Source organism: Aeromonas sp. BIGb0445 (assembly GCF_024809075.1).
Classification (GTDB): Bacteria; Pseudomonadota; Gammaproteobacteria; order Enterobacterales; family Aeromonadaceae; genus Aeromonas; species Aeromonas rivuli.
Genome location: NZ_JANUES010000007.1, coordinates 99,831 through 122,407, shown reverse-complemented (window position 1 = coordinate 122,407; position 22,577 = coordinate 99,831). Strand labels below are relative to the sequence as shown.

Annotated in this window: 18 protein-coding genes and 3 pseudogenes; 11 read left to right on the top strand and 10 right to left on the bottom strand. The window is 61.1% G+C overall.

The annotated features are described in order from the left end of the window. Window positions 1-1,395: a peptidoglycan DD-metalloendopeptidase family protein gene (locus M2367_RS14690; protein WP_259237119.1), complete on the top strand. Its 1,395-nt coding sequence runs from the start codon at window positions 1-3 to the stop codon at window positions 1,393-1,395. A 76-nt stretch (window positions 1,396-1,471) separates the two neighbouring features. On the opposite strand, the gene M2367_RS14685 is transcribed toward M2367_RS14690, so the two are convergent. After that, a complete protein-coding gene (locus M2367_RS14685; RefSeq protein WP_259237118.1) occupies window positions 1,472-2,122 on the bottom strand; it encodes a Qnr family pentapeptide repeat protein in 651 nt (216 codons plus the stop codon). Between the two features lie 86 nt (window positions 2,123-2,208). On the opposite strand from M2367_RS14685, the pseudogene M2367_RS14680 reads away from it, so the two are divergent. Next, window positions 2,209-3,211: pseudogene (locus M2367_RS14680) on the top strand (substrate-binding domain-containing protein). A 121-nt stretch (window positions 3,212-3,332) separates the two neighbouring features. Here the strand turns inward: M2367_RS14680 and M2367_RS14675 are convergent. After that, on the bottom strand, window positions 3,333-3,974 hold the full coding sequence (locus M2367_RS14675) for a bifunctional 4-hydroxy-2-oxoglutarate aldolase/2-dehydro-3-deoxy-phosphogluconate aldolase (RefSeq protein WP_259237117.1): 642 nt from the start codon (window positions 3,972-3,974) through the stop codon (window positions 3,333-3,335). Window positions 3,975-3,999: 25 nt separating this feature from the next. Beyond that, window positions 4,000-4,362: pseudogene (locus M2367_RS14670) on the bottom strand (dihydroxy-acid dehydratase); the annotation flags it as partial. Here M2367_RS14670 and M2367_RS14665 point away from each other — a divergent pair. The 4 genes from M2367_RS14665 (at window position 4,273) to M2367_RS14650 (ending at window position 10,356) form a co-directional block, all read left to right on the top strand. Continuing rightward, on the top strand, window positions 4,273-4,518 hold the full coding sequence (locus M2367_RS14665) for a hypothetical protein (RefSeq protein WP_259237131.1): 246 nt from the start codon (window positions 4,273-4,275) through the stop codon (window positions 4,516-4,518). The pseudogene M2367_RS14670 and the gene M2367_RS14665 overlap by 90 nt on opposite strands. Window positions 4,519-4,665: 147 nt before the next feature. Further along, a complete protein-coding gene (pssA, locus tag M2367_RS14660; protein WP_224431469.1) occupies window positions 4,666-6,015 on the top strand; it encodes a CDP-diacylglycerol--serine O-phosphatidyltransferase in 1,350 nt (449 codons plus the stop codon). Window positions 6,016-6,172: 157 nt separating this feature from the next. After that, window positions 6,173-8,242 (top strand): ATP-dependent DNA helicase RecG, encoded by a 2,070-nt coding sequence (gene recG / locus M2367_RS14655; protein WP_259237116.1) that lies wholly within the window; start codon window positions 6,173-6,175, stop codon window positions 8,240-8,242. A 56-nt stretch (window positions 8,243-8,298) separates the two neighbouring features. Further along, window positions 8,299-10,356: a membrane assembly protein AsmA gene (locus M2367_RS14650; protein ID WP_259237115.1), complete on the top strand. Its 2,058-nt coding sequence runs from the start codon at window positions 8,299-8,301 to the stop codon at window positions 10,354-10,356. 64 nt (window positions 10,357-10,420) lie between these two features. Here the strand turns inward: M2367_RS14650 and M2367_RS14645 are convergent, their stop codons facing one another. After that, entirely contained in the window at window positions 10,421-11,323 is a 903-nt protein-coding gene (locus tag M2367_RS14645; protein WP_259237114.1) for a bifunctional GNAT family N-acetyltransferase/hotdog fold thioesterase, read from the bottom strand. 51 nt (window positions 11,324-11,374) lie between these two features. Between M2367_RS14645 and M2367_RS14640 the strand changes: the two genes are divergently transcribed. After that, on the top strand, window positions 11,375-12,028 hold the full coding sequence (locus M2367_RS14640; protein WP_259237113.1) for a spermidine synthase: 654 nt from the start codon (window positions 11,375-11,377) through the stop codon (window positions 12,026-12,028). 6 nt (window positions 12,029-12,034) lie between these two features. Here M2367_RS14640 and dtd read toward each other — a convergent pair whose 3' ends face one another. The 3 genes from dtd to typA form a co-directional block, all read right to left on the bottom strand. Next, window positions 12,035-12,472 (bottom strand): D-aminoacyl-tRNA deacylase, encoded by a 438-nt coding sequence (gene dtd / locus M2367_RS14635; protein ID WP_259237112.1) that lies wholly within the window; start codon window positions 12,470-12,472, stop codon window positions 12,035-12,037. Between the two features lie 201 nt (window positions 12,473-12,673). Then, the gene (locus M2367_RS14630; protein WP_224431473.1) at window positions 12,674-13,546 is read right to left on the bottom strand and encodes a virulence factor BrkB family protein; all 873 of its coding nucleotides are present in this window, start codon (window positions 13,544-13,546) and stop codon (window positions 12,674-12,676) included. A gap of 262 nt (window positions 13,547-13,808) precedes the next feature. Next, window positions 13,809-15,620, bottom strand: coding sequence for a translational GTPase TypA (typA, locus tag M2367_RS14625; protein WP_042042628.1), 1,812 nt, complete (start codon window positions 15,618-15,620; stop codon window positions 13,809-13,811). A 349-nt stretch (window positions 15,621-15,969) separates the two neighbouring features. Here typA and glnA point away from each other — a divergent pair, with 349 nt between their 5' ends. The 4 genes from glnA (at window position 15,970) to glnG (ending at window position 20,598) form a co-directional block, all read left to right on the top strand. Beyond that, window positions 15,970-17,379, top strand: a complete 1,410-nt coding sequence (gene glnA / locus M2367_RS14620; protein WP_042042627.1) for a glutamate--ammonia ligase — start codon at window positions 15,970-15,972, stop codon at window positions 17,377-17,379. 100 nt (window positions 17,380-17,479) lie between these two features. Next, window positions 17,480-18,034, top strand: a complete 555-nt coding sequence (locus M2367_RS14615; protein WP_259237130.1) for a DUF4124 domain-containing protein — start codon at window positions 17,480-17,482, stop codon at window positions 18,032-18,034. 80 nt (window positions 18,035-18,114) lie between these two features. Continuing rightward, window positions 18,115-19,170 (top strand): nitrogen regulation protein NR(II), encoded by a 1,056-nt coding sequence (gene glnL, locus M2367_RS14610; protein WP_005890758.1) that lies wholly within the window; start codon window positions 18,115-18,117, stop codon window positions 19,168-19,170. Between the two features lie 9 nt (window positions 19,171-19,179). Then, a complete protein-coding gene (glnG, locus tag M2367_RS14605) occupies window positions 19,180-20,598 on the top strand; it encodes a nitrogen regulation protein NR(I) (RefSeq protein ID WP_042042621.1) in 1,419 nt (472 codons plus the stop codon). Between the two features lie 362 nt (window positions 20,599-20,960). Here glnG and M2367_RS20500 read toward each other — a convergent pair whose 3' ends face one another. The 3 genes and pseudogenes from M2367_RS20500 to M2367_RS14595 form a co-directional block, all read right to left on the bottom strand. Beyond that, entirely contained in the window at window positions 20,961-21,437 is a 477-nt protein-coding gene (locus tag M2367_RS20500) for a c-type cytochrome (protein WP_404972880.1), read from the bottom strand. Between the two features lie 21 nt (window positions 21,438-21,458). Further along, window positions 21,459-21,725: pseudogene (locus M2367_RS20495) on the bottom strand (c-type cytochrome); the annotation flags it as partial. Window positions 21,726-21,871: 146 nt separating this feature from the next. Next, window positions 21,872-22,501: a cytochrome c gene (locus tag M2367_RS14595; protein WP_259237110.1), complete on the bottom strand. Its 630-nt coding sequence runs from the start codon at window positions 22,499-22,501 to the stop codon at window positions 21,872-21,874. Window positions 22,502-22,577: the final 76 nt, after the last annotated feature.

The following is a 22,577-nucleotide window of genomic DNA, read 5'->3' as shown; positions in this document are numbered from 1 at the left end:
ATGCGGGGATGCGGATATATTTCACTCAAAACCAGTCGCGTCTGCCTGTTGGCAGGCGCGCTGTTTTTTGCGTTTGGCCCGGCCCCTGTGTCGGCAGCCAACGAACTCGGTCAGATGCAGTCCCAGATAAAGGATCAGCGCAAGACCATCAAGCTCAGCAAGGGCGAACTCGCCAAGCTCAACAATCAGTTGAAGCAAGATGAGCAATCCATTTCCGCGGCGGCCGCCAAACTCAACGACACCAGGCGGCAGCTGCAGCAGAACCAGCGCAAGCTGGTTGAACTGCAACAGAACAAGAGCGAGCTGGAGCAAGAGGCCAAGCACCAGAAGCAACTGCTGGCCAAACAGGCCGAGAGCGCCTTCCAGGCCGGTAATCACGACTATCTCAAACTGCTGCTTAATCAGCAGGATCCGGCCAAGATCAGCCGCTCCCTCGACTATTACGACTACCTCAACAAGGCGCGCATCGAGGCCATCGATGCCCTGAGAGCCACCCGCACCAAGCTCGCCAAGAACCAGCAAGCCACCCAGCAGACCGAACAGGCACTGCAGAGCCTGCTTGGCGAGCAGCAAGAGCATCACCAGAGCCTGCTGGCCAGCCAGCAGAGCCGCGCCAAGGTGCGCAACCAGCTGCAGCAATCGGTACAAGACGACGAACAGAAGCTGACCAAGCTGGTCAAGGCGGAGAAAGCCCTGAAGGCCCGGCTGGAAGAGCTGCGTCGCCAACGGGAAGAGCAGGAACGCCGTGAACGGGCCGAGCGGGAGCGACTGGCCAAGTTGAAGGCCGAGCAGGAGCGCCAGCGCCGTCTGGAGGCGCAACGCCTGGCCGCCGAGCAGAAGCGGATTGCCGAACAGCAGCGGATCGCGGCCGCGCAGCAGAAGGTCGGCGAGCAAAAGCGGCTCGCCGCTGAGCAGCAGCGAGTCGCCGCGCAACAAGGCAGGGTTGCACAGCAGCAAGCCACCGCCCGCAACAGCGCCAAGGCAGCTGCCAACGGCTACGGCGGCCTCAGCACCAACGGCAGCCTGCGCTGGCCGGTGCAGGGCCCCATCCTCATCTCTTACGGCTCCCAGCGCACCGGCCAGCTCAAGTGGAAAGGCACCCTGATCGGTGCCAACGAAGGGGCTCAGGTCAAGGCAGTGGCGCCGGGGCAGGTGGTCTATGCTGACTGGCTGGATGGCTTCGGCATGTTGTTGGTGATTGACCATGGAAAGGGCTACATGAGTCTGTATGGCCATAACCAGTCGCTGCTACGCCAGACCGGTCAGAAGGTAGAGCAGGGTGAGCCCGTCGCCTTGGTCGGTGACAGCGGTGGCCAGGACAGGCCCGGTCTCTACTTCGAAATCCGCTACCAGGGCGAGGCGATCAACCCCAGCAAGTGGCTGGCGCGCCGCTAAGACCACTCATCAGTTCACACAAAGAGCCCGCGACTGCGGGCTCTTTGTTGTCTACCGCTCCCCGACTGACGAGGGCTCAGGGGAAGACCTGGATGCCCAGGGTTTCCAGCAGGCCCTGCTGCTGGTACTCGCTGATCTGGACCCCCTGGAGATCAACCCGGCGCAGATCCAGACCGGGCAGATCGCAGCCACGCAGATCGCAGCCGGTGAGCGTGACACTCTGCCAGTCAAATTGGCCAAACTCCCCATGACTCAGATCCGAGCCCACCAGGGAAGCCCCTCTCAGGTTCGCGTTCTGCCAGCGGTTGTTGCTCAGCTCGCAACGCTCCAGCAGACAGGACTCCAGATTGGCGAAGCTGAAGTTGTTGCCGGTCAGATAGGCCTCGCAGAAGTAGCTCTTGGGGGTGATCTGGTTGGCGAAGCTGGCCTGGGCGAGGTTGATGCCCACCGCCTGGCAGTCGCGCATCTCCAATCCCAGGCACTGGCTGCGGCTAAGATCCGCCAGGGTGAGATCGCAGCGCAAGAAACTGGCCTCGCGCAGATCGCAACCCTGCAGCAGGCAGTGCTGCTCCGTCTCCCTGTCATAGAAGCGACACTCCACGAAGCGACACTCCCGCAGATCCAGCCAGGAGAAGTTGCACCCCAGAAAGAGGCAGTGCTCGAATTGCTCCCCCTCCACCTCATCGGCCTCGAACCTGTGCCCCTGGAATGTCTTGCCCTTCACCATGATTCTCTCCTCTTCACTGGCGTCATATGCTAACTTTTTGCGCAAAAACGGTAAGGTCACACGTAGCATTACCCCGGGATCCCATCATGAACGACAGCCGTAAACGCCGCCCTACCCTGCAGGACATTGCCGATCTGACTGGCGTGACCAAGATGACGGTGAGCCGCTACCTGCGCGATCCCCAGGCCGTGGCCGAGGCTACACGGGAGCGGATCGCCGCCGCCGTCGAGCAGCTTGGCTACATACCCAACCGGGCGCCGGAGATTCTCTCCAACGCCACCAGCCGCGCCATCGGCATCCTGATCCCCTCCCTCTCCAACCAGGTGTTCTCGGCCCTGGTGCGTGGCATAGCGTCGGTGACCCGGCCCGCTGGCTATCAGACGCTGCTCGCTCACTAGGGCTACAGCCCGGAGCGGGAAGAGGAGCAGGTGGCCTCCCTGCTCTCCTATCATGTGGATGCCTTGATCCTCTCGGACAGCCTGCATACCCCCGCACCCGCAAGATGATTGCCACCGCCGGCATCCCGGTGGTGGAGACCATGGATCTGCCGGAGCAGCCCATCGATCTGGTGGTCGGCATGGATCATCGCGCCGCCGCCCGGGCCATGGTAACAGAGATGCTGAGTCGGGGCCGCCGCCCCATCTATCTGGGAGCCCGACTCGATGTACGTACCCGACTGCGGATGGAGGGTTATGACCAGGCCATGGCGTAGGCTAATCTGCCCGGTCGCCACCTGCTGACCGAGCGCGCCTCCAGCTTCACCCTGGGGGGGAACTGCTGGAGCAGGCCCTGGCCGAGTATCCGGATCTCGATGGCCTCTACTGCACCAACGACGATCTCGCGGTCGGCGCCCTGCTGCGCTGCCAGGCGCTGGGCATAGCGGTACCAGAGCGGCTCGCCATCGCCGGCAGCAATGCCCTGGACATTGGCCGCGCCATGAGCCCCAGCCTGGCCAGTATCATTACCCCCCGTGAAGCCATGGGGCGCGAGGTCACCACCCTGCTGATGGCGAGGCTCGCCGGCAACCCAGTGCCCCATACCCGGATCGATCTCGGTTTCACCCTCTATCAAGGTGACAGCCTGGGCTGAATTCCCCTCATCCACAGCACGCTGGGTCGCGCGCAATATAAAAGAGAGGCCACCCTGGGGTGGCCTCTCTTGTGGGGTGCCGTCACGGACCCGGGGAGATGGGCTCTTGATCAACGCTTGCTTAGCGTGCCACCAAGGCAACCGCCTCGCGGGAGAGGCGGGTCACCTCTGCCCAGTTGCCACTCTTGAGCGCCTCGGCTGGCAGCATCCAGGAGCCGCCGACGGTGGCAACGCATTTCAGTGCCAGGTAGTCGGCGACATTGTGCGGGCCTATGCCACCTGTGGGACAGAAGCGGATCTGCGGCAGGGGCGCGGCGATGGAGGCAAGCGCCTTGGTGCCGCCATTGGCTTCGGCCGGGAAGAACTTGAGATGGTCATAACCGGCTTCCAGCGCCTGCATCACCTCGGAGGCGGTGGCCACCCCCGGGATCAGTGGCGCCGTGCCGCTGGCGCCATGGGCCAGCAGTGCCGGTGTCATGCCCGGGGAGATGACGAAGCGCGCCCCGGCGGCCACAGCGGCATCATACTGGGCACTGTTGAGCACAGTACCGGCGCCCACCATGGCGTCCGGCATCGCCTCGGCGATCAGCTTGATGGCCTCCAACGCCACCGGGGTACGCAGGGTGATCTCGAACACCGAGATGCCACCGGCCAGCAGGGCTCTGACCATGGGCAGCGCCTGATCCAGTTCATTGATAACCATGACAGGCACCAGCGGAGAGGCGGCAAACACCTCGGCCGGGGTCAGTTTCCAGTTTTTCATCGTCTTTTCCTTATTCGACTCGTCATTACTCGAAAATGGTGGCGCCACACTCGGCGCTCGATACGGTGCGACGCATCACACTGAACAGTTAACGGCCCCACCCCTCTTGCTCCAGGCTGAGATCGATCTCGGCCTGAGTGCGGCCAGTCAATTCGCTCAGGCAATCGAGGCGGCCGGACTCTGCATCCAGACGCAACATGTCGCCGTCGCGCAGCAGGCCGATGGCGCCGCCATGCAGTGCCTCCGGCGTGACGTGGATGGCGGCCGGTATCTTGCCGGAGGCGCCGGAGAGACGACCATCGGTGACCAGGGCGACCTTGTACCCCGTCTTCTGCAAGTCGCCGAGCACGGGCATCAGCATGTGCAACTCGGGCATGCCGTTGGCTCCATCGTGCTGTCCCACGTCAACGACTCCGGTTTCTGGCTGGCGAACCGTTATCTGGGGCTCACCGAGAAGCAGACACTGCAGACCTGGACGGTGATGGAGACCATCATCGGCACCACGGGCGGCGTGGTCGCCATGACCATTTTCAGCCTGCTTTAAGCACAAGCCTGTCAATAAAAGGCCTCCATCCTGAGGCCTTTTTCACCTTTCTGATGATTGTTGCTTTGGCTGAGGGGGTGAGATTGCTAGAATCGCCTATTCGTCGCCCCGAGTGGAACGCTTAACTCAGTGATATCAGGTTTCTCTATGCATTCATCGGCCCATTATCGACACCTGTTGGCGAACTTGCCCCAGATTGCCGTCGCCGCACAACAGTTCCAGACACTCTACAGTGCCCGGGATTTCAAGAGCCGGATCCTGTCGCTTATCCAGCACGCCCGTCAGCGCATCTATCTGGTCGCCCTCTACCTGCAAGATGACGAGGCTGGCCGTGAAATCATGGCCGCCCTCTACGCCGCCAAACAACGCAATCCAGCCCTCGACATCAAGCTGTTCGTCGATTTTCACCGTGCCCAGCGCGGCCTGATCGGCAAGGGCAAACAGGGGGGCAACCATCTGATGTATCAAGAGATGGCTGCCCAGCATCCGTACCAGATCGAAACCTACGGCGTACCGGTCAAGGGGCGCGAGCTGCTGGGGGTACTGCATCTCAAGGGCTTCATCTTCGATGACACCCTGCTCTATTCCGGTGCCAGCCTGAATGACATCTATCTGCATCAGCAGGAACGTTACCGCTTCGACCGCTACCACCAGATAGAGAGCACAGAGCTGTGCCGCGCCATGGTCAACTACGTGGATGACCAGTTCGTCGCCAATCCCGCCGTTCAGCGCCTCGACAGTGCCGAGATCCCGACGGCCAAGCAGCTCAAGGGACCTATCCGCCGCTTCAAGATGAGCCTGCGCCAGAGCCAATATCGCTTCAACACCAGCAAGGCCGATGGCCAGCAGATCGCCATCACGCCGCTGGCGGGCCTGGGCAAGCGCAACAACCTGCTCAACCGCACCATTCGTAATCTGGTGCGCGCCACCGAGCGGGAGATCTTTATCTGCACCCCCTATTTCAACCCGCCCAAGGAGCTGAACAAGGACATAGAGTCCCTGCTCAACCGGGGTTGCAAGGTGACCATAGTGGTGGGTGACAAGACGGCCAACGACTTCTTTATCCCCCCCGGTGAGAAGTTCAGCACCATCGGCGGCTTGCCCTATCTGTATGAGACCAATTTGCGCAAGTTCGCCGAGCGCAATCAGCATCACATCGATGCGGGTCGACTCAACCTCATGCTGTGGCGTCATGAGCGCAACTCCTATCACCTCAAGGGCATCTTCGTCGATGAGGAGTGGGCCCTGCTCACCGGCAACAACCTCAACCCGCGCGCCTGGGCGCTGGATCTCGAGAATGGCCTGCTCATTCAGGACAGGGATCGCCAGCTGGCCGAACAGTTTGCCACCGAGAAGGCCAACATACTGGCCAACACCAGCCGCATCGGCAACTACAGCCAGGTGGAAGAGCCCAAGGACTACCCGGAGCAGGTGCGCAAGCTGCTGGCCCGGATCCACAGGGTCAAGGCGCACCTGTTGTTGAAACGCATTATCTGATCCCCTGCCCATGCTGCGCCCAACAACAAAGGCCTGCCGTTTTCGGCAGGCCTTTGTCATGGCGGCTGGCTGCTTGTCGCTGCAACGCGGCTTGCACCGCAACCTCAATAACCCCTATCATCTGGACATATTTACAGTATTCGCGGGCATCTAATTGATGAAATTGGATAAAATTCCTCTCGATAGCCTGAAGGGCGTCGGCAGCAAGATGCAGGAGAAGTTCGAGCGGCTCGGACTGGCCACCGTGCAGGATCTGCTGTTCCACCTGCCCCACCGCTACGAAGATCGCACTCAGGTGTGGCCCATCGGCGATCTCATTCCCGGTCTGCATGGGGCGGTCGAGGGAGAGATCCAGGATACCCAGCTGGTGATGGGCCGTCGCCGCATGCTGGTGTGCCGCATCAGCGACGGTACCGGCTCCCTCACCCTGCGATTCTTCAATTTCACCGCCGCCCAGAAAAACAGCCTGGCCCAGGGCAGACTCATCCGTTGCTTCGGCGAGACCCGACCCGGCAAGTTCGGCCTGGAGATGGCCCACCCCGAATACAAGCTGCTCGGTGAGGAGCAGGCCGGTCAGACCGAAGAGGCGCTCACCCCCGTCTATCCCGCCACCGAGGGGCTGCGTCAGCTCACCCTGCGTAATCTCACCGATCAAGCGTTGCTATTGCTGGCACAACACGGGGTGGAAGAGCTGTTGCCCGCCGGTCTCTATCCCCAGCAGACGGATCTGGCTGCCGCCCTGCAATTGCTGCACAGGCCACCCCCCTCGGTCGCCCTGGATCAACTCGACAGCGGTCAACATCCGGCCCAGCGCCGTCTGGTGCTCGAGGAGCTGCTGGCCCACAACCTGTCGATATTGAAAGTACGGGCCCAGGCCCAGACCCAGCATGCCCACGCCCTGGCGCCCGCCCCCGAGCTGGTTCAGCGTCTGCTGGGTGCCCTGCCCTTCAGCCCCACCGGCGCCCAGAGCCGGGTAGTGGCGGAGATAAGCCACGATCTGCAACAGAGCCATCCCATGATGCGGCTGGTACAGGGGGACGTGGGCTCGGGCAAGACCCTGGTGGCGGCCTTGGCGGCACTGCAGGCCATCGGCAGCGGCTGCCAGGTGGGATTGATGGCGCCGACCGAGCTGTTGGCCGAACAACACGCCATCAACTTCAATCACTGGCTGGCTCCCCTGGGGATCCAGGTCGGCTGGCTGGCGGGCAAGCAGAAAGGCAAGGCGAGGGAGGAGGCGCTGGCTGCCATTGCCGATGGCAGGGTGCGCATGATTGTCGGCACCCACGCCATCTTCCAGCAGCAGGTGGTGTTCGAGCGCCTCGGGCTGGTCATCATAGACGAACAGCACAGATTCGGGGTGCATCAGCGCCTCGCCCTGCGCGAGAAGGGAGAGCGGGAGGGGGTCCACCCCCACCAGCTCATCATGACCGCAACCCCCATTCCCCGCACCCTGGCCATGACCGCCTATGCGGATCTCGATACCTCCGTCATCGATGAACTGCCGCCGGGCCGCACTCCAGTCACCACGGTCGCCCTGCCGGACAGCCGCCGTGGCGACGTGATAGAGCGGGTCAAGCTCGCCTGCCAGGAGGGCAAGCAGGCCTACTGGGTCTGCACCCTGATCGAGGAGTCCGAGGTGCTCGAGTGCCAGGCCGCCGAAGATACCGCCAGCGAGCTGCAGACCCTGCTGCCCGGCCTGCATATCGGTCTGGTCCACGGCCGGATGCGCCCCATCGAGAAGCAGCGGGTCATGGAGGAGTTCAAGGCGGGCATCTTGCAGCTACTGGTCGCCACCACCGTCATCGAGGTGGGGGTGGATGTGCCCAACGCCAGCCTGATGATCATCGAGAACCCGGAGCGACTCGGACTGGCCCAGTTGCATCAGCTGCGGGGCCGGGTCGGCCGGGGCTCGGTCGCCTCCCACTGCGTGTTGCTCTATCACGCCCCGCTCTCCAAGACGGCCCAGAGCCGGCTCGGGGTGTTGCGGGAGACCAATGACGGCTTCCTGATCGCCCAGCGCGATCTGGAGTTGCGTGGCCCCGGCGAGCTGCTCGGTACCCGCCAGACCGGCTTGGCGGATCTCAAGATAGCCGATCTGGTACGCGACCAGGCGCTCATTCCCCAGGTGCAGAAGCTGGCCCGCTATCTGATGGATCAGCACCCTGATCATGTCGAGCCCCTGATCCGCCGCTGGCTGGGTCTGCGGGATCACTACTCCAATGCCTGACCCCGGGGAGCCCCACTCTGTTGCCACTTAATCTGATGCCAAGGAGGCTGTGACTCATGAATGCCTGGTTACGCGCCCTGCTCTACACGCTCGCTTTCCTGTTGCTGTTCGTCTGGATGGGACTGGGGCTGTTCGATGCCGAGCGCGCCAAGGACCCCATCGCCAACTGGCTCAGCCGCCAGACCGGTGAACCCGTGGCCATAGGCCGGCTGGTGTTCAACCCGCTCCACCCCTATACCCTGCTGGCGGAACAGGTGAGCTATGGCGAGGCGGTCAAGTTTGACAAGGTCTACATCGAGGTCAACAGCATAGACTGGCTCAGCCGGGATGTGCGCCTCGCCCATCTGGACCTGATCAAGCCCAGCATCCGCTGGCCACTGCCCAACCAGCTGCCGAGCCTGCCGCTGCGATCCCTCACAGTGCAAGACAGCAAGATTGACGGGCTCAACCTCATCAGCGATGGGCTCAAGCTGCAGGGGGCCAGCGCCACCCTGAGCAACTGGCAGCTGCTCAGTCCGGGCCAACCCGTACTGGCGGATCTCTCGCTCAACATCAACCGGCTGGAGACGCCCAAACTGACCCTGACCCGCCTGGCGCTGGCTGGCAAGCTGCAGGGTCAGGTGCTGACCACGGATAGACTGGTGACTCAGTTGTTTGACGGTGTCGCCGAGGCTGGCGTGGTGCTGGACTGGCCCGCCCGCAGCCTGCGCCTGCAGGATCTCAAGGCCAGGAGGCTGCGCATCGAGCTGGCGGACCTTGGCGACCAACCCTGGCCCCTGCGCCGGGTCAGTCTGGATCGCGGCGACTTCCAGCATGTCAGCCTCAACTCCCTGGAGGGCGAGTTCTCCCTCAATGACTTCAATGGTGAATTGAACCAGTTCGAGTGGCAGAGGGGCAGCGCGGCCAGCGGCCAGCTGCTCGGCAGCCTGGGAGATGCGGGGCGCGGCCTGTTTCAGCTGGAAGATATCGAGGGGCAGCTGAGCTTCTCCGGTCAGCAGATCAACGCCACTCTCAAGGGCAAAGGCTATGACGGCAGCTTCGATGCCATGTTCAGCCTGGATCCCGATCGCCAGCAGTTGCGCCTGCGCCAGCTGAGCCTGACTGGCATGGACATCAGCCTGCCCCAGGGGTGGTGGCAAGCCTGGCAGGCCGCGCGTCCAGCACGGCTCGAGATAAGCCAGCTCCATTTCGACAAGCTGAGGGTGCTCTCCTTCGATGAGGCCCTGCCACTCTCCCTGAGCGGCTGGAACCTGGATCTGCAGCAGCTGGGGCTGGATGGCAGACAGCCCCTGGCCCTGAGCGAACAGGGGCTCCTCAACAGCGACTGGATAGAGCTGGCCTGGGACGGCCTCTCGGCCCGCAATGGTCAGCTGGCCCTCAGCGCGGCCCCCGGGCTCTGGCAACTGAGCAAGCTCAGCAGCCAGTTGCCCGATGAGGGCAGTCTGGCAGTCAATGGCCAGTGGAGCCGCGAGGCGCAACTCCCCTCCAGCCTCACCCTCAAGGGCGAGAAGCTGGATCTGGCTCAATGGGGCAAGCTGCTCCACAGCCCGCTCTCCTTTGCCGGCAAGGCCGATCTCGCCATGGATCTGCAAGCCAGCTTGCCAGAGTGGCGCACCAGCCTGAGCGGCACCCTGAGTCTGGATGCCAAGGACCCCTTCTGGGACGGTGTGAAACTGGATCCTCTCCTCGATGAGTGGTTTGCCCAAGCCACGCCCCCGGGCCTGAGTCAGGACGCCCTTTGGCAAGCCATGCAGGGGGGCGATACCCCCTTCTACCAGCTAGCCCTGGCCGCGACTATTCAGGGGGGCAAGCTACAACTGACCCGCGGTGGCGCCTCCACCATCACCCACTTGCTCGCCTTGAGCGGCGGTCTGGATCTGGGCGGCGATCTGTGGCAACTCGACATAGGCGCCCTCAATCGAGAGGGGTGCGCCGAGCTCATCGGCCAATGGCGCGGTCCGCTCGCGGCCCCCGAACTCGCCTGGCAGTTCAGTGCAGCCAAGGCAAGTTGCGACTGGCAGGTTGGGGTCAGCTACCCCGCTCAGGGGCGTGACACCCCGCTCCATCGCCCCCCAACCCCCGATAGTCCGTCGGCGGCGAACTCAGGTGGCTGAGCCCTGCTGATGCTCTCCCCATCAGCACAGAGGCCTCCCAGGGGAGGCCTCTGATGCTTGCGTCCTAGCTGCGCTTCGCTGGCTGCACCACATAGCGGCCGAGGAACTCGGCGGCGAGCTGGCTGCCGCTGAACAGCTTTATTTTGAGGCTGAACTTGGCCGATTTCCCCTCCCGCAACGGTTGCAGCACGGCGGGCATCCCCTCACGAGCCACCCTGGCCTCCGGCTCCTTGGTCACCGGGCGGTAATACTTGATATCCCCCTCCGCCAGCACGGTATCACCGACCAGTCCCTCTTCCTTCAGTTGCAGCCAGATCAGGCCCCAGCCTGCCAGCACGCACTGGCTATAGATGCTGCCGGCGAACATGGTCTCATGGACATTGAGGTTGGCCGCCAGATTGGCCTTGAGATGGAAGGTCTGGCCGTCGTAATGGGTGATGTGTACCCCCATCTTTTCGCTGATGGGAATGCCCCTCGACCAGCGGGTGGTGAGATCCTGGCACCATTGGGGTCTGTACTCTATGGTCTGCAGCGGGCTCAGGGACTTGATCATCTGACGGTGGGGAATACGACCGAACGAGACGGGGCCCTCACCCACCTCGATGAAGCCGCATCTGCGATAGAACTCTACCGCCTCCTGGCGGGCATTCATCACCAGTCGCTTGACCTTCTCCTCACAGGCGAGCTGTTCCAGATCCGCGACCATGCGCATCCCCAACCCCTGACCACGGTACTCGGGCAGCATGGCCATGAAGCGGATCTGGGCCTCGTCTCCACCCACGAACAGGCGGCCCACGGCGATGGGGGTACCATCGGGGGCCAGCATCATGCGATGAATGGCGACTGAGTCATATTCGTCTCGCTCGGAGCCAGGGGGAAAGTTGAATGGCTTGCGCAGCAGTTCCCAGCGCAGCTGGTAATAAGCATCCAGCTCTGACTCTGTTTGAGGGGTTACCACCCGGTACATAGCGACATCCTTGGGTTACACTGGTCGAAAGCCATCTTGCCGTGCAATTTCATGGACTTCAATCTACAGACGTATCAGGCCGAACAGTTATTACATCTGGGAGTCAGTCCGAGCCGCCGCATCTGCGTTCAGCAAAATAGCGCTCATCGCTGGCTGGAGATAGATGGCGTGGTGCAATCCGCCATGGTGCGCGCCGCCCCGCAACAGCTCTGTCTGCCCCACCAGCAAGCCATCGCCAACCTGCTGCCAGCAAGGGCCGAACGCATACTTGAGCTGGGTCTCGGCGGCGGCGACATAGGCCGTCACCTGCTGGGTCGCTGGCCAGAGGCCAGCCTCGACAGCGTGGATCTCGACGCCGAGGTGATCAGCCTCTATCGCGACTTCTTCATGACGACGGGAAGTGCGGAGCGCCAGTGCCTGCATCAGGCCGATGCCCTCGCCTTCCTGCTCGAGCAGAGCGGTGACTACGATCTCATCCTGGTGGACTTGTTCAGTCAGGACGGCAACCCGCCCCTGCTGTTCAGCCCCCACTTCTATCAAGCCCTGGCGAGTCGACTGCGCGGTGAACTCATCATCAATCTGCTGCCCAGAACCGGACGAGAGCGGGATCAGGTGTTGCTGCTGGTCGAGCGCTGGATAGGCCAGCCGCAGTTGAGGGGGGTGCCGGGTTGCATCAACCAGATAGTCCATGCTCGCCAAGCCTGAGAAGCCTCATACCTGCAACCAGAAGGTGACGGGGCCATCGTTGAGCAGTGCCACCTTCATGTCCGCGGCGAATCGCCCGGTCTCGGTCCGCAGACCCGCCCCCCTGGCCTGGTCGATAAAGTATTCATAGAGCCTGTTGGCCTCCTCCGGCCTGGCGCCCCCCGAGAAGCTGGGCCTCATCCCCTTGCCGGTGTCCGCCGCCAGGGTAAATTGGGATACCACCAGCAGACTGCCACTCACCTGGCTCACATTGAGATTCATCTTGCCGTTCTCGTCGGAGAAGATGCGATAGCCGCTCACCTTGTGCAGCAGCTTGTCGGCCTTGGCCTCGTCATCCCCCTGCTCCACCCCGAGCAGCACCAGCAGCCCCTGATCTATGGCGCCAACCACCTCCCCCTCAACGGTGACGCTGGCCTCGCTAACCCTTTGAATCAATGCAATCATCCGCGACTCCTTTGCCTGGTACAGCTTGAAATGAAACGACCGCCCCGGGGCGGTCGTCCATGTTACCAACAAGAGGCCGAGTCAGCCCAGTTCCTCAGTGGCCGGCTTCTCATACTCCGAGACAGGCCGTGGTCTCGGCAGCGAGCTGAACAAGCTCACATAGCCAGACAAACAGGATAGGCCCGGAGGGCGCCTGTCGAGCTAGCCCAACTCTTCAGCACCCGGTTTCTCATATTCTCCCAAGCAGGCGGTAGTCTCGGCGCCCAGTAGTACCACCAGCCAACTCAGATAGACCCAGACAAAGAGGATGGGGATGGTCGCCAGGGCACCATAGATGGCCTGATAAGAGGGGAAATTGGTGATGTAGAGCGCGAAGCCACGCTTGGCCAACTCAAACAACACGGCCGCGACCAGGGCACCGACCAGGGCGTGGGAGAGCCGCACCTTGCAGTTGGGCACCACAGTATAAATAAGCAGAAAACCAATGACGGAGAAGAGGAAAGGCAGGCCCCGCAGTAGCCAGTAACCGACCCCGAACAGCGCCTCTCCCTGGAAGATCCGCAGCGAGATGATATAGGAGGAGACGGCAATGCTGGCCCCGATGAGCACAGGGCCCAGGGTCAGGATCATCCAGTACATGGCGAATGCCTGGCCGAGGGGTCGGCCCCGGGTAGAGCGCCAGATGTAGTTGAGGTTCTTGTCGATGGCCGAGATGAGCATCAGCGCCACCACCACCAGCGCCCCTATCCCCACGGCCGTGGTATTGGTGGCATTGGCAACGAAGCCATCGATGTACTGTTTGAGGGCATCTCCCGCCGTCGGCACGAAGTTGGCGTAGACGAACTGCTCCATCGCCTGCTTGATCCCTTCAAACACCGGGAAAGCCGACATCATGCCAAACACGACCGCTATCATGGGCACCAGAGAGAGCAGGGTCACATACGCCAGATAGCCCGCAGTGACCGTCAGCCGGTCTTGTTGAAAACGACCCCAGACGAAGTGGGCAAAATGGCGGCCATCGTGGCGCAAGAATGCGGAGGCGTGCGCCAGTTGCTGGCGAAAATGATGTTGCATATTAACGTCCTACGAGACAGATCCTGCCCCCTATTGTGTCAGACTCGCCACGGGATTGCCCGACCCCAGATAAAATGAGTCCTGTTTCCGACCTGACGGCGTCATCTCTGCGACTGCCCCGATGAGGGTCGCCGAGCCCGGATCACCACCCCATTCCCGACGCCTTCCCTGGCATGCGCCCATAAAAAAATCCGAACACCAGGGGTGTTCGGATTTTTTATCACCACCATCAGACCGGATTAGCGGCCTGATGGGAGAGAGATCAGGCGCGACCGGAGCGCTTGCGATCCATCTCGGTCAGCAGCTTCTTACGAATACGTACTGCCTTGGGAGTGATCTCTACCAATTCATCGTTGTCGATGAACTCGAGAGCCTGTTCCAGGGTCATGCGGATCGGCGGAGTCAGCACTTGAGCTTCATCGGTACCGGAGGCACGCATGTTGGTCAGCTGCTTGCCCTTCAGGCAGTTCACGGTCAGATCGTTGGAACGGGAGTGAATCCCGATCACCTGGCCTTCGTACACTTCGGTCGCGTGACCGATGAACAGACGACCACGGTCTTGCAGACCGAACAGGGCGAAGGTCAGGGCCTTACCAGTCGCGTTGGAGATCAGCACGCCGTTCTGACGCTCGCCGATGCTGCCACCCTTGTGCGGGCCGTAATGGTCGAAGGTGTGGTACAGCAGACCGGTACCTGAGGTCATGGTCAGGAATTCGGTCTGGAAACCGATCAGGCCACGGCTCGGGATCATGAAGTCAAGACGGACACGACCCTTGCCATCCGGGGTCATGTTGGTCATCTCGCCCTTACGCAGGCCGAGTTGCTCCATGACAGAACCCTGGTGGGTCTCTTCCACGTCCACAGTAACGGTTTCGAACGGCTCGTGCAGGACGCCGTCGATGGTGCGCAGGATAACTTCCGGGCGGGAAACCGCCAGCTCGTAACCTTCGCGACGCATGTTTTCGATCAGGATGGACAGGTGCAGTTCACCACGGCCGGAGACGCGGAACTTGTCCGGATCTTCAGTCTCTTCCACGCGCAGGGCCACGTTGTGGACCAGTTCATGGGTCAGACGCTCCATGATGTTGCGGGAGGTCACGAACTTGCCTTCTTTACCGGCGAACGGTGAGGTGTTGACCTGGAAGGTCATGTTCACGGTCGGCTCGTCGACGGAGAGCGGCGGCAGGGCTTGGACAGCATTGTTGTCACAGATGGTGTCGGAGATTTTCAGCTCGCCCAGACCGGTGATGGCAATGATGTCGCCCGCTTGCGCGTCGGCCACTTCGGTACGGGACAGACCCAGGTAGCCCAGTACCTGACCCACTTTACCGGTCCGGTTCTTGCCGTTGGCACCGACGATGGTGACTTGCTGGTTGGTCTTGACGCGACCACGGGTGATACGGCCGATACCGATAACACCGACGTAGGAGTTGTAATCCAGCTGGGAGATCTGCATCTGGAAACCGCCGTCGACATCAGCCGCAGGTGCTTCCACGTTGTCAACGATGGCCTGGAACAGGGGTTCCATGTTGTCGGACTCAACGCTTTGGTCCATGGTGGCCCAACCGTTCAGTGCTGAGGCGTAGACAACTTTGAAGTCCAGCTGCTCATCGGTGGCACCCAGGTTGTCGAACAGATCGAAGACCTGATCCATTACCCAGTCAGGGCGAGCACCCGGACGGTCGATCTTGTTGATGACGACGATCGGCTTCAGACCCTGGGCGAATGCTTTCTGGGTGACGAAACGGGTTTGCGGCATTGGGCCGTCAACGGCGTCAACCAGCAGCAACACGGAGTCAACCATGGACATGACACGCTCTACTTCACCACCGAAGTCGGCGTGACCCGGGGTATCAACGATGTTGATGCGGTAGTCGTTCCAACGGATTGCAGTGTTCTTGGCGAGAATGGTAATACCACGTTCTTTTTCCAGATCGTTGGAATCCATCAGACGCTCTTGACCATCAGTGGTACGGTCGAGGGTTCCAGACTGCTGCAGCAGTTTATCAACCAGGGTAGTTTTGCCGTGGTCTACGTGCGCAATAATCGCAATATTGCGTAAATTCTCTAACATTCTCGCCTCAATCACCGGGTAAAATTGGGCGCTAATTGTACTCTCGCCTTTGTGATCTGCCTAGCAGAATCGCAGTAGATTCACGCACTGCAATGGATCTGGATCATAGACCCGCGCCAACAAGCCTGTTTATATGGGGGTTCCTGCCCTCTTGCACTTGTTTGGCGCACCAAAAAGATCCTGGATAGCACCAAGTTGGTGCAATGTAGGGCGGGAGCAGCAGATTTTGGGACGCCAAGATGCGGCAACTGCCCTGAAATCATGCTGTCACAAACTTGGCACGATACTCGCTTATGTGAATGTGATGACGAATTCACCCAAAGAGTTTTAACACCGGAGGTTACTTAGCATGTCAGCTCAGAACGTAATGGCCTTGATCCAGGAACATGAAGTCAAGTTTGTCGACCTGCGCTTTACCGACACCAAGGGTAAAGAGCAGCACGTTTCCATCCCTTCCCACCAGGTCAACGAAGAGTTCTTCGAAGACGGCAAGATGTTCGATGGCTCCTCCATCGGCGGCTGGAAAGGTATTAACGAGTCTGACATGGTGCTGATGCCGGATGCGGCCTCCGCCAAGCTGGATCCGTTCACCGAAGAGACCACCCTGAACATCGTCTGTGACATCCTGGAACCGGCCACCATGCAAGGCTACGATCGCGATCCGCGCTCCATCGCCAAGCGTGCCGAAGACTTCCTGAAGTCCAGCGGCATTGCCGATACCGTCCTGTTTGGACCAGAGCCCGAATTCTTCATGTTCGACAACATCACCTTCTCGAACACCATGGGCCACAGCTTCGTCAAGATTGAATCCGAAGAAGCCGCCTGGAACTCGGGTACCGCCTACGAGCACGGCAACAAGGGTCACCGTCCCTTCGTCAAGGGTGGTTACTTCCCGGTTGCACCGGTTGACTCCTCCCAGGACATCCGCGCCGCCATGTGTCTGGTGCTGGAAGAGATGGGTCAGGTCGTCGAGGCGCACCACCATGAGGTGGCTACCGCCGGTCAGAACGAGATCGCCACTCGCTTCAACACCCTCACCCTGAAGGCTGATGAAGTTCAGGTGCTGAAGTACGTGATCCACAACGTGGCCCACGCCTACAACAAGACAGTCACCTTCATGCCAAAACCCATGTTTGGCGACAACGGCTCCGGCATGCACTGCCACCAGTCCCTGGTCAAGAACGGCGTCAACCTGTTCGCCGGTGACCTGTACGGCGGCCTGTCCGAGATGGCACTGCACTACATCGGCGGCATCATCAAGCACGCCAAGGCCATCAACGCCTTCGCCAACCCGACCACCAACTCCTACAAGCGTCTGGTACCAGGCTACGAAGCCCCGGTCATGCTGGCTTACTCCGCCCGTAACCGTTCCGCTTCCATCCGTATCCCGGTCGTACCTAGCCCGAAAGCACGTCGCATCGAAGTGCGCTTCCCGGATCCGGCTGCCAACCCCTACCTGGCCTTCGCGGCCCAGCTGATGGCCGGTCTGGACGGCATCATCAACAAGATCCATCCGGGCGATGCCATGGACAAGAACTTGTACGACCTGCCGCCGGAAGAAGCCGCAGAAGTGCCGACCGTTGCCGGCTCTCTGGACGAGGCCCTGGCAGGTCTGGATGCAGATCGCGAGTTCCTGACCCGTGGTGGCGTGTTCAGCGATGACTTCATCAACTCCTACCTGGAGCTGAAGCAGCACGACGTGGACCGCGTCCGCATGACCCCGCACCCGCTGGAGTTTGAACTGTACTACTCTGTCTAACAGATACAGTCAGAACCCAATAGAGAAAAAACCCGCCTCATGGCGGGTTTTTTCTCTGATAGGCTTTAGGCGAGATCCCACCAAGGAGAGATGGATGAGAATGAGCCGCTATGCCGGGTTCTTGCTGCTGATCTGCCTGAGCGCCCAGGGGGCCAAGATCTACTCCTGGATCGACAGCAGGGGGATCACCCACTACACCAGCACCCCTCCTGCCGGTCAGCAAACTCAGGAAATCGATCTGCGGGTCGCCCCCCTGGTCGGCACCAGCACCCATTCGGTACAGGTCGATAATTACAACCACCTCATTGGCGCCGATGTCAGACAGGCCGAACTGGCCATCTCCCTGCTCTCCCCCGAGCCAGACAGCACCCTGCGCGACAACACGGGCAACATAGTGTTCGAAGCCCAGGTCACCCCAGTCCCCCCACCCCAGTTCGACCTGCGTCTCTTGCTCGATGGCAAGGAGCGGGTCCGGATCCACAACACGCTGATCATCCGCCTGGAAAACCTGGATCGGGGCACCCATAGGGTGCAGCTCGAGCTACTGGCAAAAGACGGTACGATCCTTGCTAAATCAGAAGTTGTGACTTTCTATCTGCACAGAACCAGAGCCAATCAGGCAGCCACCCTGGGCCCTACGCCTCATAAAGGGTGATCCTCTGCACCTATGCGGGTAGACTGAATGCACTATATTGGTGCATTGCCGGTGTGTAGCACCGTTTTAGGGAGAAACCTGTGCCAGTCCGCTCGGATCAAGCCAAGACATTACTCGACAACCTGCTGACTGCCGTCATCCTGATGGACGAACGTCTCTGCATTCAGCACGTCAATCCTGCGGCAGAACAGCTGCTCTCCCTCAGTCAACGCCGGCTGATCGGGCTGGAACTGCCCCATCTGCTGGAACACATCTCCCTCGACTTGCAACGCTTTCGTCAGTGCCTCATCTCGGGGCAGGGCTTCACCGACAGCGAGGTGACCCTGGTCGTGGAAGGGGAACCTCGCCTGGTCGAACTCAGTGCCAGCCCCCTGGCCGACCATGAACAGCGTTTGATCGTGGTAGAGCTGCGCAAAATCGACCAGCAGAAGAAGATCAGTCAGGAGTTGCAGCAGCATGCTCAACAGCAGGCGGCCAGAGAGCTGGTGCGCGGTCTGGCCCACGAGATTAAAAACCCCCTGGGTGGCCTGCGTGGTGCGGCCCAGTTGCTGCAAAAGGAGCTGCCGGATCCGGCCTTGCGTGAATATACCGGCATCATCATCGAGCAGGCTGACAGGTTGCGGTTGCTGGTCGATCGCCTGCTTGGCCCCCAGCGTCCCGGCCGCCATCAGGTTCACAATGTCCACTCGGTACTGGAGCAGGTTCGCCGCCTGGTGGAGCTGGAACTGCCCGGCGGGATCCGCATAGAGCGGGACTATGACCCCAGCATTCCTGAATTCGAGATGGAACCGGATCAGCTGCAACAGGCCTTCCTCAACATAGTGCGCAACGCCGCCGAGGCACTGGTCAGCCAGACGGGCCTGATCAGCCTGCGCACCCGCACCGTGTTCCAGATCACCATCCATGGCCAGCGTTACCGGCTCGCCGCCGAGATAAAGATCATCGACAACGGACCCGGCATCCCGGATGCCATCCGTGACACCCTCTTCTACCCCATGATCACCGGTAAAGAGGGGGGAACGGGGCTCGGCCTCTCCATCGCCCAGAACCTGATCGATCAGCACAAGGGCCGTATCGACTGCATCAGTTGGCCAGGACATACCGAGTTCACCGTTTATCTACCGCTTCGCAAATAAGGGAACGTCATGACCGCAAAAGTATGGATCGTCGATGACGACAGTTCGATCCGCTGGGTGCTGGAGCGCACCCTGGGCAACGAGGGTTTCGAGTGCGAGAGCTTCGCCGATGGCGAGGCCCTGCTGCACTCCCTGGAGGCACGATCTCCCGATGTGATCCTGTCCGACATCCGCATGCCCGGCATCGATGGCCTCAGCCTGCTGGAACAGATCCATCGTCGTCAGGCGGACTTGCCCATCATCATCATGACCGCCCACTCGGATCTCGATTCCGCCGTCAACGCCTACCAGCGTGGCGCCTTCGAATATCTGCCCAAGCCGTTCGATATCGAGGAGGCGGTCACCCTGGTGCGCCGCGCCGAGAATCACCTGAAAGAGCAGCGCACCAAACGCAAGACCCGCCCGCAAGACGCCAGCAGCAGCCCGGAGATCATCGGTGAAGCCCCCGCCATGCAGGAGGTGTTTCGCGCCATAGGCCGGCTGTCGCGGTCCAGCATCTCGGTGCTGATCAACGGCCAGAGCGGCACCGGCAAGGAGCTGGTCGCCCACGCCCTCCATCGCCACAGCCCGCGTGCCCACAAAAACTTCATTGCCCTCAACATGGCGGCCATCCCGAAAGATCTCATCGAATCTGAGCTGTTCGGCCATGAGAAGGGCGCTTTCACCGGGGCCAACAACATTCGCCATGGCCGCTTCGAGCAAGCGGATGGCGGTACCCTGTTTCTCGATGAAATCGGCGACATGCCACTCGATGTGCAGACCCGGCTGTTGCGGGTACTGGCCGATGGCCAGTTCTATCGCGTCGGCGGCCATCAGCCAGTACAGGTGGACGTGCGCATCATCGCCGCCACCCACCAGAATCTGGAGAAGCGGGTCGCCGATGGCGAATTCCGGGAGGATCTGTTCCACCGCCTCAACGTCATCCGCATCCATATCCCGGCCCTCAAGGAGCGCCGTGAGGATATCCCCCAGTTGGCGCACCACTTCCTGCTGCGAGCCGCCAAGGAGCTCAACGTCGAGGCCAAGAGTCTGCACCCGGATACCCAGGTGTTCATCAGCCGGCTCCCCTGGCCTGGCAACGTGCGTCAGTTGGAAAACGTCTGCCGCTGGCTGACCGTCATGGCCTCGGGACAGGAGGTGCTGGTCGCCGATCTGCCTCCCGAGCTGCTGACCCCGATCACCAGCGTCGCCGAGCCGGGGCAGCCTGCACTGGCCGGTGGCTGGCAGCAACAGCTGCGCGACTGGGTCGCAGCCAAGCTGGCTCTGGGAGAGATAGACATACTGGCCGATGCCATGCCTCAGTTCGAACGCATCATGCTGGAGACGGCGCTGGAGCATACCCATGGTCACAAGCAGGAAGCGGCACGCCTGCTTGGCTGGGGTCGTAACACCCTCACCCGCAAGCTCAAGGAACTCGATTTCTCCTGAATATCGACCGACGCCATGCTCCAACGCCCGAACGCATCATGCTGGAGACGGCGCTGGAGCAACCCTCACCCGCAAGCTGAAAGAACTCGATTTTCCTGAGCTCGGCTGGCCCCCAGCCACAAGGGGCCCCGCCATGCTGCGACTTCAAGCCCCTCCTTTGCCAGCCCCATCATGATCCCAACGGCAGCGGCTCAGCACACAGCGGCCCCCTTCGGACTTGGCAATGCCATGAAAAAATCCGCCGTCTTTCGCTGCAATGCGAAAAACGGCGGATAGTGTCGACGCTTGTCAGGCTAACGTTGGCCCTGGCGGCTCACTGACACTGCGCATAGCGTCTCAGCGAGCTTGTCTCCCATGAAGGCTCAATATGCCTTGCTGCCCAGCAAGTGACCATCGACCGGCGAGGGTAAGCCGTACTGGGAGTTCTTGCCATGAAACGCCTTGGTGGTCTGACCAAGGTCGCCCTTGAAGCGGGGATCCTGGGGCCTTTCCTGACTATTGATGTAAAGCGACACATCCCAGGCCTGCTGGTCGCTCAGGCTTCCCCCCTGAGAGAGCGGCATGTTGCTCTTGATGAAGGCGGCCGCCTTGTCGATGCCGTGCATACCCGCGCCCCAGTTGTAGCTCTCCTTGCCCCACAGTGGCGGGAAGACGTAGCGATCCACTACCTTCTTGCCCTCCCCCTCGGCGCCGTGGCAATCGGCACACCGCTCGGCATAGACGCTCTGGCCCCGCTTGAAGTCGGGGGACTGGGGAGGGGTGGCGATGGTGAAGAAGTTGCGACCCGGCAGCTTGTCACTGATGGGGGCACCGCTCGCCAGCCAGTAGGAGTAGGCCACCAGATCGCGGATGGCAGGGCTGTCATAGGCGGGAGGCTGCCCCCCCTTGGCATTCATCGAATAGAGGAAGCAGCCTTGCAGCCGATCCTCATAGGTGTTCACCTTGTTGTTCTTCTTGCGATAGGCGGGATAGGAAGGATAGGCACCCCACAGCGGACTGGCGCCGGGAATGATCCCGGAACCCAGATGGCAATTGCTGCACTGCAGGCCATTACCGGGCTGACCCTGCCCCTTGAGTTGCTGGGTGTTGACGAACAGGCTGTAGCCCCGCTTGATGGCGGCACCCATCTCACCATCCGGCACCGCAGACCAGTCGGGCACCTTGTGATAGTTGCCATCCTGCGCCTTCTCTCCAAGGGGGACGCTGAACTGATCATCAAAGGATTCGGCATGGACCAGCCCAGCCAGCAGGCAGCTCATCAGATAGAGATATTTCATTTCGTCACCCCCTGGGCGGCGAAGTAGTTGGCTACGGCCTCCACTTCTGACTCGCTAAGCGACTTGGCGATGGCAGACATGGATCCCATGGCGCCCGCCGGACGCTTATCCGCTTTCCAATACATCAGCTGACGCTTGAGGTAGGCCGGATCCTGGCCGGCGAGGCGGGGAAACAGGGGCATGACCCCTATGCCACTGGGCCCATGACAGGCAACACAGGCAGGCAAGTTACGATCCGGTTTGCCCGCCAGAGCCAGCCGCTCACCAGCCTCCATATCTCCCGGCCACTTGTCTCCGCTCCAATGCAGCACCACTTCCTTGGCCGCCGACTGGCTGGCGAAGTGGTTGGCTGCACGCTTTATCTGCTCGTCGCTGAGTTGATAGATGATGGGATTCATGAAGTCGCTGACCCGTTTTCCGCTGCGAAAGGCGTGCAGTTGCTCAGTCAGATAGGCTTCTGATTGTCCCCAGAGGCTGGGAATATTGGACTCTTTCGGCACGCCATTCAGACCATGGCAGGTGGCACAGATTTGGGGTACATCCTGGGTTGCCTGAGCGGCCTGGGCCAAAGGGGGCACCAGACAGGTCAACAGGGTGGTGAGCAGTGCTCGCATCTTTATCGACAAGGATGTATCTCCAATCAACAGCGGTAAAATCCATATTACTTGTCAGGGTAACACCCCCTATCGAAGAGGGGTAGCC